General features: G+C 69.7%; 15 protein-coding genes. 8 read left to right on the top strand and 7 right to left on the bottom strand.

Annotated elements, in window-relative coordinates:
* Positions 1-8 precede the first annotated feature (8 nt).
* The 3 genes from KUM44_RS21365 to KUM44_RS21355 form a co-directional block, all read right to left on the bottom strand.
* Complete coding sequence (locus KUM44_RS21365) at positions 9-599, bottom strand: CDP-alcohol phosphatidyltransferase family protein (RefSeq protein WP_308402684.1); 591 nt, start codon at positions 597-599, stop codon at positions 9-11.
* Between the two features lie 63 nt (positions 600-662).
* The gene (locus tag KUM44_RS21360; protein ID WP_217209903.1) at positions 663-920 is read right to left on the bottom strand and encodes a DUF397 domain-containing protein; all 258 of its coding nucleotides are present in this window, start codon (positions 918-920) and stop codon (positions 663-665) included.
* Positions 917-1,753, bottom strand: coding sequence for a helix-turn-helix transcriptional regulator (locus KUM44_RS21355; protein ID WP_217209901.1), 837 nt, complete (start codon positions 1,751-1,753; stop codon positions 917-919). Before KUM44_RS21355 ends, KUM44_RS21360 begins: the two co-directional genes overlap by 4 nt.
* A gap of 125 nt (positions 1,754-1,878) precedes the next feature.
* Between KUM44_RS21355 and KUM44_RS21350 the strand changes: the two genes are divergently transcribed.
* The 5 genes from KUM44_RS21350 (at position 1,879) to KUM44_RS21330 (ending at position 4,434) form a co-directional block, all read left to right on the top strand.
* Positions 1,879-2,274, top strand: a complete 396-nt coding sequence (locus KUM44_RS21350; protein ID WP_217209899.1) for a hypothetical protein — start codon at positions 1,879-1,881, stop codon at positions 2,272-2,274.
* 143 nt (positions 2,275-2,417) lie between these two features.
* Positions 2,418-3,140, top strand: a complete 723-nt coding sequence (locus KUM44_RS21345; protein WP_217209897.1) for a hypothetical protein — start codon at positions 2,418-2,420, stop codon at positions 3,138-3,140.
* Positions 3,141-3,254: 114 nt separating this feature from the next.
* Positions 3,255-3,521, top strand: a complete 267-nt coding sequence (locus KUM44_RS21340; protein ID WP_254389850.1) for a hypothetical protein — start codon at positions 3,255-3,257, stop codon at positions 3,519-3,521.
* Complete coding sequence (locus tag KUM44_RS21335) at positions 3,518-3,970, top strand: hypothetical protein (RefSeq protein WP_217209893.1); 453 nt, start codon at positions 3,518-3,520, stop codon at positions 3,968-3,970. Before KUM44_RS21340 ends, KUM44_RS21335 begins: the two co-directional genes overlap by 4 nt.
* Before the next feature lie 173 nt (positions 3,971-4,143).
* On the top strand, positions 4,144-4,434 hold the full coding sequence (locus KUM44_RS21330) for a hypothetical protein (RefSeq protein WP_217209892.1): 291 nt from the start codon (positions 4,144-4,146) through the stop codon (positions 4,432-4,434).
* A 31-nt stretch (positions 4,435-4,465) separates the two neighbouring features.
* On the opposite strand, the gene KUM44_RS21325 is transcribed toward KUM44_RS21330, so the two are convergent.
* A complete protein-coding gene (locus tag KUM44_RS21325; RefSeq protein ID WP_217209890.1) occupies positions 4,466-5,410 on the bottom strand; it encodes a hypothetical protein in 945 nt (314 codons plus the stop codon).
* A gap of 224 nt (positions 5,411-5,634) precedes the next feature.
* Here KUM44_RS21325 and KUM44_RS21320 point away from each other — a divergent pair, with 224 nt between their 5' ends.
* From KUM44_RS21320 to KUM44_RS21310, 3 genes are read left to right on the top strand one after another with little or no spacing between them, the layout of a single operon-like run.
* Positions 5,635-7,650, top strand: a complete 2,016-nt coding sequence (locus KUM44_RS21320; protein ID WP_217209888.1) for a HAMP domain-containing protein — start codon at positions 5,635-5,637, stop codon at positions 7,648-7,650.
* Entirely contained in the window at positions 7,620-8,864 is a 1,245-nt protein-coding gene (pgsB, locus tag KUM44_RS21315; protein WP_217209886.1) for a poly-gamma-glutamate synthase PgsB, read from the top strand. The genes KUM44_RS21320 and pgsB overlap by 31 nt, the downstream gene beginning before the upstream one ends.
* The gene (locus KUM44_RS21310) at positions 8,861-9,343 is read left to right on the top strand and encodes a poly-gamma-glutamate biosynthesis protein PgsC/CapC (RefSeq protein WP_217209884.1); all 483 of its coding nucleotides are present in this window, start codon (positions 8,861-8,863) and stop codon (positions 9,341-9,343) included. The genes pgsB and KUM44_RS21310 overlap by 4 nt, the downstream gene beginning before the upstream one ends.
* A gap of 18 nt (positions 9,344-9,361) precedes the next feature.
* On the opposite strand, the gene KUM44_RS21305 is transcribed toward KUM44_RS21310, so the two are convergent.
* The 3 genes from KUM44_RS21305 to KUM44_RS21295 all read right to left on the bottom strand — a co-directional run bounded on the left by KUM44_RS21305 (position 9,362) and on the right by KUM44_RS21295 (position 12,550).
* A complete protein-coding gene (locus tag KUM44_RS21305; RefSeq protein ID WP_217209882.1) occupies positions 9,362-10,012 on the bottom strand; it encodes a hypothetical protein in 651 nt (216 codons plus the stop codon).
* A gap of 144 nt (positions 10,013-10,156) precedes the next feature.
* The gene (locus tag KUM44_RS21300) at positions 10,157-10,858 is read right to left on the bottom strand and encodes a GntR family transcriptional regulator (protein WP_217209880.1); all 702 of its coding nucleotides are present in this window, start codon (positions 10,856-10,858) and stop codon (positions 10,157-10,159) included.
* 336 nt (positions 10,859-11,194) lie between these two features.
* The gene (locus tag KUM44_RS21295; RefSeq protein ID WP_217209878.1) at positions 11,195-12,550 is read right to left on the bottom strand and encodes an aspartate aminotransferase family protein; all 1,356 of its coding nucleotides are present in this window, start codon (positions 12,548-12,550) and stop codon (positions 11,195-11,197) included.
* Positions 12,551-12,565: the final 15 nt, after the last annotated feature.

The raw sequence follows: 12,565 nt of genomic DNA, 5'->3' as shown, positions 1-12,565 counted from the left end.
CTACCGGCCTACCGGACGGCGGCCAACCTCAGTCCGCGCACCTGAGTCGTGTAAAGAGCCGCAGACCACCAGTACAACGCGGCTCCCCAAATCGCCAGCGCCCATCCGAAAATGCCCGCAAAGTGAGCCAACGAATCTCCTCCGTCGGCCAGCAGAAGCAGTGGGAATGCGTACATGAGATTGAAGGTGGCCGCTTTGCCGATGAAATTGACCTTGAGAGGACCGTATCCGATCCGCCGCAGGGTGGCGATATTGAGGGCCATGAATACGTCACGCGCGAGAAGCAGGGCCAGGAACCACCAAGGGACGATATCCCGCAGGACCAGCGCGAGCAGCGTGGAAATCGTATAGAGCCGGTCAGCCGCCGGATCCAGCACCTGACCGAGGCGGGTTATCTGGTTCCATCGGCGAGCCAGTTTCCCGTCGAGGTAATCGGTGACGCCGCTGACCATCAGCAGGACGATCGCCCATCCGTCACGACTCGGATTTCCGAAGTAGGGCTGGAGGACGAGCCACAGGAACACCGGAACTCCGGCAACCCGCAGGGCACTCAAAGCGTTTGGGATCGTCAAGACCTTGTCAAGGTGATCCTTTTCCACTTCCCTGCCTCCAGCTGGGGCGCCCAAAGCCCAGAATTTTGATTATAAGTAGCCTAGCATTCGCTAGCCGACCGGTAGCGCGATGAACGCGGTCCAGGCCTTGCCGGAGACGGTGAGATTTGGGCCGTCGGGGTTTTTGGAGTCGCGGATGTGGATGGTGGTGGCAGTGGCGTGGGGGCAGGGGGCGACTTCGACGCAGTTGCCGCCGCCGCTGTCGCTGTACGAGGACTTGCGCCAGGCGTAGGCGACTTCGACGCAGTTGCCGCCGCCGTCGTCGCTGTAGCTCGACTTGAACCAGCGAAGGCTTCCGGTGCCGGTCATCGTTCCTCTCCTGCCAACCGCTCGATGAAGGCCAGTGATTCGTCGGGACTCAGGGCCTGTGAACGGATCCTCGCATAGCGGTGCGCGAGATGGGACACCTCCGCCGGGTCGCTGACCAGAATGGCCTGGTCCTCGATCTCCATGTAGACGACGTGCTCGTGGTCCTTGGTCTCCACGAGCTTCATGGGGCCGCGAGCGCCCGCGTACGTTCCGCGCAGCCCACGGTCCAGGGGCAGCACCTGCACGACGACGTTCTCCCGCTGGGCGTCCTCGGCGAGCGAGCGCAGCTGCCCGCGCAGGATCTCCCAGCTGCCGAACGGCCTCCGCAGCACGCTCTCTTCGAGGATCAGCTCGATGTGCGGGGCCGGGTCCCGGTCGAAGAGCGCCCGGCGGGCCAGCCGGGCCTCCACCAGTTCCTCACGCCTCTGCTCTGACACGGGTGGATAGCCGCCGCCGATCAGCGCCCGCGCGTAGTCCTCGGTCTGGAACAGACCGTCGACGACCAGCGTCTCGTACGAGCACAGTGTGATCGCCCCGGACTCGATCTCCGAGAACCCACGGAACCGAGCCGGGTACTTCTCCAGCAGCATCCACTTGCGCGCCTTCTCGAAGACACCCAGCCCGCCCCCGATCTCCGCCTCCAACCCCACCAGCATCTGATCGCTCGCGGGCTGCGCACACGTCTCCATCGCGCTGACGGCCGCGGCCGTGTACCCAAGCCTCTTGCCCAACTGCTCCTGCGACAGCCCCTGTTGCGCCCGCAACGCTTTAGCCAACGCGGCGACCAAATGGGCCGTACCGCCTGCCTCCGTCTTGTTCTCCGCCCGCGCCATTGCGGTCACCTCCGAACTCAACCGAACTCAACCGGTCACAACTCGCGGACCCCGGTGTCCAACCGTGGTCGACCGGCGACTCAGAGTCATGGATCACGCTAGCTCCGTGTGCAGACACTGTCCCTGTGAATACGCAAAGTGAGCTGACCTGGCTCCCGGAATCCGGCGTCCAACTCCGCAAGGCAGGCGTCCAGTTCGACGCGATCAGAGTCGACGGTGAGGAAGGGCGGGACGTCGCCGACTGGCTGGCGCGGATGACCGGCGGTGATCCGGGTCCGATCGTCGAGACGGCGACGGGCCGGCGCGGGGTCTATTTCCTCGTGGCCGTCGGCAGTACGTCCCACCGCGCCTGGCCCGACAGCGTCACCCGCTTCACCGCCGGTCCGAGCCGTGTCTCGTACATCCCGGTACCCGCGCTCGACGGTCTGACCTGGCCTTTGAGTTGGCGCTACCGCCCCACGACCCCCGACCGCCTCGTCCACACGCGTCTGCTCTGCACCGCCCTTCACTCGCAGGAGTGAAGAACGCGAACTTCCGCCTGGGAAAAGGCGGTTTCGACTTGCAATCGTCGCTCTGCGTGGCCTTAGAGTCACGCCAACAAACGAAATGCCCCCGCGGTGCGCCAACACCCGGGGGCTCGACACCCAGGAGCTGAGACCTCCGGATGCGTTCTCATCGTACGACGCCTGCGCGCGTCTTTTCAGGCCTGTCCGCCGCTCTTCTCCGCGACCGGAGCATCTCCTGGCCCGCGCTGAGCGTACTGGCGTACCTGTTGGCCCTCCCGATCCACACCCGCGTCACCCTCCGCGCGCTCACCGCGCCCTGCGTCGAGGGGCGGTCGCGGGTCGTCGCCGCCCTGCGTGAACTGGAGGAACGGCGGTATCTGCGGCGGGTGGTGCGCGACGGTGGCGAGGGCGGGGCGGCGAGGCAACTGTCCGTCGTTTACGAGGTGTTCGACGCTCCGTACGAAGCCGAGCCACCAATGGGTGAATTCGAAAAAGTCGGGGACCGGCACGCGCCGAGCAGGTGGACCGTGCGTGCCGCGCACTTGCTCATCTCGCTCAGGAACATCGACCCCCGGCTCACCCTCGACGGCGCCGAGGCGCTGCGGCTCGCGCCGCTCGTCGAGGAGTGGTGGGAGCGGGGGCGCAGTAGTTCCCAGGTGCGGGCGGCGCTGGCGTACGGCTGGCCGGGGCCGGTGCACTCGGCGTCCGCGCATATCGAGGCATGCCTGTTGCGTGGGCGCCCCGCAGTCCCAACGTCCTTGCCTGTTACGGCTGTTGAAGTCGAGTTCCGGCGGACGGGTGCCTTCGCCTGGCGGGAGGTCCTCCGGAGAGGTGGAGGGCTGGCCCGGGTGCTGCTGAAGGGGCGCGCGGTGCCCGCGTAGGCGCACGACTCCCGGTCCGCACTCGCGTGTCGCCGGTTCCATCGAAGAAACGGAGTGGTGATGACTGTCACACTCGAACGCCCTGAGGTGGTATACCGCCGGTATACTCTTCTCATGCCTGACACCACGATCAAGGTCGATCCCGCCGTCCGAGACCGCCTCCAGGAGCTCGCCCGTGAGCGCGGGATGAGCATGCGGGACTTCGTGGCGGAGCTGGCGGGGGCCACGCCGACCAAGGAAGAGCTGCGCAAGCGATACGAGGAGACGAAGGCATACGTCGAAGAGCATTTCCTCGGGCGTCCGTACACGGAGGAGGACGAGAAGGCCGGCGAGAAGCTGTGGGCCGATCTGGAGGCCGGACGCATCGGGGAGGTTCAGTGACGGACCAGGAGCGGTATCCGTTGCCGCGTGCCGTCATCTTCGACGACACAGCGGCCCTGGCGCTCGGCGCGGGGAACAGTATGGCCTCCCGGCTCGTGGTGGAGGCCGAGAAGAACCCTGCGCTGCGGGTCTGCATTCCGGCGCTCAGTCTGGCCGTCGCCGAGCGTGAGCGGGCGGGGGTGGCGGAGCACCTCGGTGCCTTGCCGTCGGTCGACATCGAAGGGCTCGACTTCGCGGCGGCCGCCGCGGTCGGTAAACGCCTGCGGACGGCGGCGGCCGGGGACGAGGAGCGGGACGGCAAGGGCGAGGCCGACTGGAGCGGTGCCCATGTGCTGCACCTCGCCCTGCCGACGGTCGAGTGGCCGCGCGGGCGGCCTGTCCTGACCAGGACGCCGACCCGCTATCGGGGCACCGGCATCCGCACGATCCGCATCGTCGAGCAGACCTGATGGCCCGGGGTGAGGGGCGCCCCGCCCGCTGGGTGCCCCTCACCCGCATCACCCCGAAAACGCCCTCGTGAGGCCGCTCGGCTGCTCCCAGGGAAGCGGCACCCGGGCGAAAGGGGTATAGCGGTCATACGCTGGAGGTGAGGTTGTGAACTCGGGTGAAGAAGGGGATTGCGATGCGTGTACTGCTCAAGGCCCACTTCGACACGGAGAAGGGGAACCAGCTCATCAGCAGCGGAAAGATGGGCGGACTGATCCAGGACATCGTCGACCGGGTCCACCCGGAGGCCGCCTACTTCCTCCCGGACGAAGGTGAGCGCACGGCCTTCCTGGTCTTCGACCTGGAGGACACGGCGCAGATTCCGGTGATCACCGAGCCGCTCTTCCGGGAGGGCAACGCCACCGTGTCCTACACGCCGGTGATGAACCTGGAGGACGTACAGAAGGGCCTGTCCCAGCTGGGCTGACCGCCGGGCCGGTCCCGCCAGGTGCTGCCGGTCACCGCGACCAGCGCCGCGCGACCTCGCTGAGCGCCGTGACCAGCCGGGCCCGCGCGCCCGGGTCCTCGCGCAGGGCGTGGCTGTTCTCCACGTGCAGGAAATCCACGTCCAGGTCGGCCGCCGCACCGGCCTGGACGTTGGTCCTGCCCTCCAGTTGACCGCAGTCGCGGGACCAGGCGCGGCAGACCCTGAAGCCCTCCGCCGCGAGTCTGTCGGCAGCCGCGCTCGCCGTCGGTGTGCGTCCGGCGGGGCCCGTCGAGAGCACCACGTCGTGGCCGGGGGAGCTGGCGTCGGCGAAGCCGTGCACCTGGAGGGCGGGGATGCGGCGGTCGACCAGGACGTCGCACACCGCGTTGAAAACCGTACGGCTGCGATGGGCCATGTCGGCCGTCCGGCCCCGCGCGGCGTCGCGGGGTGCGCCCGCCAGGACCAGGACGCCGCCGGGCACCCGGGCGAACAGGTCGGCGCCGATCAGTTCCGTGTGCAGGTCGGAGCGGGGGTGGGGGACCTGGACCATCCAGCGGACGGGCTCGCTCAGGTCGACGTACACCCTGCCCCAGCCCCGGCCCGTGGCTTTCGGCTCGGCGATTTCCGCCACCTTGCGGTCGGAGTCGGCCAAGTGGGTCGTCCTCAGGCGGTAGTTGACGTTCCGCAGACGTCGTCCGGCCGCCTTCAAGTCGCCGCGCAGTGTCTCCGTCACGGCAGTGGCCACGGCCGTGCGCTCGGCCCGCGTGGGGACGCGGTAGCCGTCATGGGTGGGGAAGTCCTCGACGTACGCGGCCAGTTGGTGGGTGAGGTGGAGCTTCGGGGGTGTGGGGGAGGCCGGGTCGGTATCCGGCGAGAGCAGGGCGTACGTCGTCGGTACGGCCGCCGCCGTGCCCAGGGCGAGGGCGATCAGGAGGGCGCGTCGGCTTCGCGGAGCGCGACTTGGGGAATCGTCCATCACTTGCATGATGAGCCGAGCGTAGGCGCAGGTTCCGCTTGATTCGTGTGGGCTGGATCACGAGATGAATGCTCCATTAATTTGCGGTTGTTGATGAACCTGGCTGTTTCTCCTCCCCTCTCGGGAGGTGAACCTGCCCCCTGTTCTCTCAGCTCAGGAGTGATCTCATGCAGGCGATCAGGCCTGCTCACACCCCGCGTTTTCTGCGGCGAAGGCGTGCCGATATGCCGTTGCTCGGTGGTGTCCGACCGCCCATCGCGGTTCTGCTGACCTTGCTGGTCGTCGTTTCCGGTCTGGCCTTGTTCACTGTTGGGAACTCTCACGACCGTGCCGTTTCCCGGGCGATCATTGATTCCCAGGGAGACATCGCCGCCGATTCCGCCCGTTCTCTGGGCGCTTCCCTGGAACAGAACTCGGCTGATCTGAGCGATGCCGTCTCCCTGCTCGGCCAGGGCGGACAGAAGTCCCCGAAGGCCGTGCTGGACTCGCTCGCCGGCGCCTACGACAAGTGGCGCGGGCTCGCCGTCGTGGACGCGGGCTCGGGCAAGCTGCTCGCCGCCCGGGGGGAGAAGGTGCCCCTGGACGACACCGAGGGCCTGAAGCCCCGGCTGGTCGTCGGTGCCGCGGGCGCGCCCCGGCTGGTGTCGTACGCCCGGCTCGAAGGGGGCGACGGCACGGAGTGGTTGGTGGTCTCCTCCGGGGCGCTCCGGCTGCCCGCCCAGCAGGGCGGCCGTACCACCTACGTCACCGACGCGAACGGACGTACCGTCGCGGCGTCCGGGCCGCAGGCCGGCGACACCGGGCTGCGGGCGGCCGTACAGGACTGGAACCTCGACGTACGGCGTGAGGGCGGCCGGTACTTCGCCGTCGGCCGGGCCGAGGTGCCGGGCGGCGAGCACGTACGGGATCTGGGGCTGACCGTGGCGACGGTCGTGCCCGTGCCCGCCGGGACCGCCGTCGCGGACGACCGGCGCACCGGGCTCGCCGCGGCCGGGGCGCTGCTGGCCGTCGGGCTCCTCGTCACCTGGCTGCTGGTGCGCTACGTCCAGCGGCCGTTGCTCGGGCTGCACCAGGAGGCGCGGCGCATCGCCCGGGGGGACCTCGGGCGCCCGGTCGCCGTGCGGGCCGCGCGAGGTGAGGCGCGGCGGATCGCAAGGGTGCTGGAGTCGCTCCGACTTCAACTCCTCAATGGATCAGGTGAGTTGCGGCCTCGGAAGCGGCGGGGCGGGCTGCGGGCCGTCGTCGTGTGCTGCGCCGCACTCGTCGCCGCCTGGGCCGTCGCCCTTCCCCTCGTCACCTACGCCCGAAGCGGCGACCACGTCCCCGACCAGGCCGCCCGGGACCAGCAGTACCGCACCCAGGCCGCCGCCGACCGCGTCCGCCGCACCCTCGGCGAGACCGTTGCCGACCTGTCCTCCATCGCCCGGCTCGCGGACGGCACCCGGGGCGGCGTCGGTGAGGTGCTCGACGACGAGCTGCCCGGGCACGACACCTGGAGCTCGCTCTACCTCGTCGACCGCGACGGCGAGATCCTCGCCCACTCCGGCGACACCCCGCTGGACGTCGACCGCAAGGCCGCCCTGGCCTCGGTGAAGCCGGGCACGTCCGGGGTGGTCCAGCTCAACCGCAGCGGCAGGGTGCCGGTGGCGGCGGCCGTCGTGCCCGTCGGGGACGGCACCCGCAAGCTGGTTTGCGAGCTGACGCCGGACGCCTTCAACCAGGTTCTCACCCGCTCTGGGCTCGGGCGGTCCTGGCTGGCCGACGCGAGCGGCCGGATCATCGCCTCCAACCAGGGCTTCGTCGCGTTCAGTTCCATGCCGTCGCCCGGCGGGCACACGCTCGCCGCCACCGCCCAGGTCAAGGGCGCCACGGCGGTCGACGGTCTGCGCTGGCGCGTCGTCACCCACAAGCCGCTGTCCTGGCTGCGCCTCGCCGGCTACGAGGCCGAGCGGCACGCCGAACTCGCCGCCCTTCTCGCCCTCGCCGCCGCCGCGCTCGGCCTCGGCTGGCTGGAACTGACCGTGCTGCGCCCGCTGCGCGCCCTCGACCGCTCGGCGTCGGCACTCGCGGCCGGCGACCGCACCGCCGTCATCTTCCCCGTCCACCACGACGAGGTCGGCTCCGTGGCCCGCAGCCTCGAACTCGTCCGCCAGCAACTGGCCGCGTCACCCCGAGAAGCACCCCGAGAAGCACACCGAGAAGCAAGGTCATGCTCTTCCTCTTCAGCGTCTACCTCATAGGCTCCGTCGGCCTGTTGATCGCCGGAATCGTCGAACAGCGTCGGCACTACGCCAACCTCCACGCCATCCCCCAGCGGGTGCTGGTCAACGGCATCCGCGGCAAGTCCTCCATCACCCGGCTGTGCGCGGGCGCCCTGCGCGGCGGCGGCCTCACGACCGTCGCCAAGACCACCGGTACGGCCGCCCGCTTCATCCACCCCGACGCCACCGAGGAGCCCGTATACCGCAAGTTCGGCATCGCCAACGTCGTCGAGCAGATCGGCATCGTGCGCCGCGCCGCCGTCTACCGGCCCGACGCCCTCGTCATCGAGTGCATGGCGGTCATGCCGGCCCTCCAGGAGGTCAACCAGACCAAGCTGATCCGCTCCACGATCGGCGTGCTGTGCAACGTACGGGAGGACCATCTGGCTGAGATGGGGCCGACCCTCGACGACGTGGCCCGCTCGCTGTGCCGGTCCATGCCCGTCGGCGGCATCTGCGTCACCGCCGAGAAGGAGCGCTTCGGCATCCTCCAGAAGGAGGCCGCCGCCCGGAACTGCGAGCTGATCTACGCCGACCCCGAGACCGTCACCGACGAGGAGCTGCGCGGATTCTCCTGGTTCACCTTCAAGGAGAACGTCGCCATCGCGCTCGCCGTCGCCGAACTCCTGGGCGTCGACCGGAAGACGGCCCTACAGGGCATGTACGACGCCCCGCCGGACCCGGGAGTGCTGTCGGTGGAGAAGTACCGCACGCCGCAGGGCGGCAGGCTGCGCTTCGCCAACGTCTTCGCGGCCAACGACCCCGAGTCGACGCTGATGAACGTCAACCAGCTCCTCGGCCTCGGCGCCATCCACCGCCCGCTCAACGTCGTGATCAACTGCCGCCCCGACCGCGTCGAACGCAACGGCCAGATGGGCCAGATCGTCCCCGACCTCGCCCCCGACACCGTGTTCCTGATCGGCCACCCCACCAAGAGCGCCCGCGACGGCATCCCCTCCGACTGGGCCGGACGCGTCATCGACCTCGGCGGTGACGACCGTGACGCCGACGCGCTCACCGCCGACCTGCTCGCCGCCCTCGGCCCGGACTCCTCCCTGGTCGCCGTCGGCAACATCCACGGGCAGGGCGAACACCTGCTGAAGCGCCTCGCCCAACTGCCCCCGGCCGACGCCGCCACCGTCATCCCCGCCCAGCGCACCCGCAGCACCGACCCCGGAGACAACGACCAGTGACCCCTGTCGACCTCAGCCCCGACATGGCCGCGATCGGCATCGCGCTCGGCCTGTTCTTCTCCCTGATCTGCTACCTCACCACGAACCTCTCACCCGGCGGCATGATCACCCCCGGCTGGCTGGCGCTGGCGCTCGTCGGGGACTGGCGGCTGTTCGCGATGGTGCTCGGCGTGACCGTGGTGACGTACGGCTGCACCCGGGTGATGCAGAACCTGGTGATCCTGTACGGCAAGCGGCTGTTCGCGGCGGTGGTGATGTGCGGCGTACTGATCCAGGCGGCGCTGTATCTGCTGCTCCAGCACCAGTTCCCGTACCTCTTCAGCCACCAGACGCTCGGCTACATCGTCCCCGGCCTCATCGCCTACCAGCTGGTCCGCCAGCCCCCGCGCGCCACACTCCTGGCGACGACCGCCGTGACGTTCGGCGCGTATGTGGTCCTGGTGACGGGTGCGATGCTCGGCGCCCTGCCGAGCGTGTGATCCCGAGGGCGCCAGGCGTCAGCTGAACACGATCATCGACCCCTGCGCCAGACTCCGCGTCGCCGCCGCGTGCAGCCCCAGCCACACATGCCGTTCACGGGCGAACGGGCTCGGGTCGTAGGGCGCCGGAACCGCCGGTTCCTCCAAGGCCGTCGGGGCGAGCGGAGCCTGGGGGGCCGCCGGGGGGTTGGCCGGGTCGATGCCGATGACCGGGGCCACGAACTCCAGCTCGCGCAGGAGCGCCTGGGAGGAGCCCAGGGGGCCGCCGCCCGCGAGGAGTTCGTCGTTGGAGAGCGGGCCCGGGAAGTCGACGGGGACGTAGGCGCCCGCGTGGTCGTAGTGCCAGACCAGGTGGGACTGCTTGGCCGTGGTCTCGAACATCTCCAGGAGCTGTTCGTAGTCGCCGCCCAGTTCGTCGACCGGGGTCACCGGGAGTCCGCAGACCTGGAGCAGATAGGCGCGGCGCAGGAAGTGCAGCGCGTCGTAGTCGAAGCCGGCGACCGGTGCGACGTCCCCGGACAGGCCCGGCATGTACTGGTACACCGGCACCGGAGGCAGCCCGGCCTCGGCCAGCACCTTGTTGTATTGCGCGAGTTCCTCGGCGAAGGGGTTGTCGGGGGTGTGGCACAACACGTCGACAAGCGGTACCAGCCACAGGTCACAGGCCAAAGAAGGCTCCTCGCATAGCAGGTTGGTCAGGGAAGGGTAATCGGTGCGGCTCGGGGGCGGACCCCCTCGTGCGGACCCTCAGGCAGGTCCCCCGCTCGTGCGGGTCCCCTACCCACACTCCGTCCACCCACTTCCCCGGGCGGCTCATTCGGCTGCAAGTTGCTCGATCAGGGCCAGGGAGCCCGCGTCGTGCTCGGTGATGATCGAGCGGGCCGTGGGCAGGTCGCGGCGCATCAGGGCGTCGACCAGGTCGGTGTGCCGGCACCACAGGTGGCCGCGCAGATCGTCGAGGTGGCGCAGATGCTGGACGGCGCAGACCCAGGCCTGCACGCGCAGCCTGTGCAGGAAGTCCGAGAGGTAGGCGTTGCCGAAGAGGGCGCCGAGTTCGCGCCAGAAACGCAGGTCGTAGCCGATCAGGACGGTGAGGTCACCGGCGGTGGCGGCGCGCTGGGCCTCCTCGGCGCGGCGGCGTACCCCGACCACGGCGGCGTGGACGAGGGGGTCGTCGGGGTCCCGGTGGCGGGCGGTGTCGGCGGCCAGGACCTGGAACATGCCGTCGGTGACCAGGCCGCGGGCCTCGACGATGCCGCGGAAGTCCGCTACGGAGTACTCGTGCACGCGGAAGCCGCGGTGCTGGTCGGCTTCCAGCAGGCCCTGGGCGGAGAGGTCGACGAGGGCCTCGCGGACCGGGGTCGCGGAGACGCCGTACTGTTCGGCGATCTCCTTGACCGTGAACGCCCGTCCTGCCTGGAGCCGGCCGGCCAGCACCTCGTCGCGGAGGGCGTCCGCGATCTGCTGCCGCAGGGTGCTCCGCGTCACGGAGCCGTTGCCGCCGGGGCCGGGCATGGTCGGGGCGTCTCCCGTCGTCGCGATGTGGTGGCGTGTGTGCGTACACGTATGTCTACGAGCACGCCACCTTACGCGTTCGGGTTCCGGGGCAGGTTTCCGCGACGACCCGGACTTTTCCTCGCCCCCGCCGCCCCTACCCGTCCCATCCCTGGGGGCTGCGCCCCCAGACCCCCGCTGTCGGCCCTGCGGGCCTCGTCCTCAAACGCCGGACGGGCTGAAATTCAGCCCCTCCGGCGTTTGAGGAGCGGGGTCCGGGGCGGAGCCCCAGAAGGGGCGCGTGGGCGCGACCAGCCCTCACCGGCCGTTCGCCGCGCAGCCGCCCTACGGTGAGGCCTACTCCGCGTACTCGTCAGCGACCGCCAGCGCAGCGTCCAGCACTGCCAACCCCTCCTTCAACTCACCCTCGCTCACGTTGCACGGCGGCACGACATGGGTGCGGTTCATGTTGATGAACGGCCAGATGCCCCCCGCCTTCGCGGCGGAGCCGAACGCGGTCATGGGGGCGTTGGCCTCACCGGCCGCGTTGTAGGGCACCAGCGGCTCACGGGTCTCCCGGTTCTTGACCAGTTCGAGGGCCCAGAACATGCCGACGCCCCGCACCTCGCCCACGCAGCGATGCCGCTCGGCCAGCTCACGCAGCCCGGGTTCCACCACCTCGGCGCCCAGCCGGGCGGCGTTCTCGACGACGCCCTCCTCGGCCATGACGTTGATCGTCGCGACGGCGGCCGCGCAGGCCAGGGGGTGACCGGAGTACGTGAGACCGCCGGGGTACGGCCGCTTCGCGAAGGTCTCGGCGATGGCCCCGGAGATGGCGACGCCGCCCAGCGGCACATACCCGGAGTTCACGCCCTTCGCGAAGGTCATGAGGTCGGGAGTGACGTCGTACAGGTGCGCCGCGAACCACTCCCCGGTCCGTCCGAACCCCGCCATGACCTCGTCCAGGATGAAGACGATCCCGTACTTGTCACAGATCTCGCGGACCCCGGCCAGATAGCCGGCCGGCGGCAGCATGATCCCCGCGGTCCCCGGAATCGTCTCCAGGATGATCGCGGCGACGGTCGAAGGCCCTTCGAAGGCGATCGTCGTCTCCAGATGCTCCAGCGCCCGAGCGCACTCCTGCTCCTCGGTCTCGGCGTAGAAACGGGAGCGGTAGAGGAACGGTGCCCAGAAGTGCACGACCCCGGCCGTGGCGCTGTCGGAGGCCCAGCGGCGCGGGTCGCCGGTGATGTTCACGGCCTGCTGGGTGCCGCCGTGGTACGAGCGGTACGCCGACAGCACCTTCGGACGGCCCGTGTGCAGCCGGGCCATCCGCACCGCGTGCTCCACGGCGTCCGCGCCGCCGTTGGTGAAGAAGATCTTGTCCAGGTCGCCGGGCGTCCGCTCGGCGATCAGCCGGGCCGCCTCGGAGCGGGCCTCGATGGCGAAGGCGGGCGCGAAGGTGGTCAGGTGTGCGGCCTGCTCCTGTATCGCGGCGACGACCTTCGGGTGCTGGTAGCCGATGTTCGTGTAGACGAGCCCGCTGGTGAAGTCGAGGTAGCGCTTGCCGTCGTAGTCCCAGAAGTACGACCCCTCCGCACCGGCGACGGCGAGCGGGTCGATGAGTTCCTGCGCGGACCAGGAGTGGAACACGTGCGCACGGTCCGCGGCCTTTACGGCGGCGCCGATTTCTGGATCAGGCTGAGGGGTCATGCAGCCGAGCCTACG

The organism is Streptomyces sp. AC550_RSS872, assembly GCF_019049285.1.
In the GTDB taxonomy this organism is placed as follows: Bacteria; Actinomycetota; Actinomycetes; order Streptomycetales; family Streptomycetaceae; genus Streptomyces.
This window is presented reverse-complemented; position numbering and strand designations above follow the sequence as displayed.

Coding starts and splice junctions, on each gene's coding strand:
- KUM44_RS21355 (WP_217209901.1), bottom strand. CDS start 1,753: ATGGCGCGGGCGGAGAACAAGACGGAGGCAGGCGGTACGGCCCATTTG.
- KUM44_RS21320 (WP_217209888.1), top strand. CDS start 5,635: ATGCCGTTGCTCGGTGGTGTCCGACCGCCCATCGCGGTTCTGCTGACC.
- KUM44_RS21345 (WP_217209897.1), top strand. CDS start 2,418: ATGCGTTCTCATCGTACGACGCCTGCGCGCGTCTTTTCAGGCCTGTCC.
- KUM44_RS21340 (WP_254389850.1), top strand. CDS start 3,255: ATGCCTGACACCACGATCAAGGTCGATCCCGCCGTCCGAGACCGCCTC.
- KUM44_RS21360 (WP_217209903.1), bottom strand. CDS start 920: ATGACCGGCACCGGAAGCCTTCGCTGGTTCAAGTCGAGCTACAGCGAC.
- KUM44_RS21295 (WP_217209878.1), bottom strand. CDS start 12,550: ATGACCCCTCAGCCTGATCCAGAAATCGGCGCCGCCGTAAAGGCCGCG.
- KUM44_RS21300 (WP_217209880.1), bottom strand. CDS start 10,858: ATGCCCGGCCCCGGCGGCAACGGCTCCGTGACGCGGAGCACCCTGCGG.
- KUM44_RS21330 (WP_217209892.1), top strand. CDS start 4,144: ATGCGTGTACTGCTCAAGGCCCACTTCGACACGGAGAAGGGGAACCAG.
- KUM44_RS21325 (WP_217209890.1), bottom strand. CDS start 5,410: ATGGACGATTCCCCAAGTCGCGCTCCGCGAAGCCGACGCGCCCTCCTG.
- pgsB (WP_217209886.1), top strand. CDS start 7,620: ATGCTCTTCCTCTTCAGCGTCTACCTCATAGGCTCCGTCGGCCTGTTG.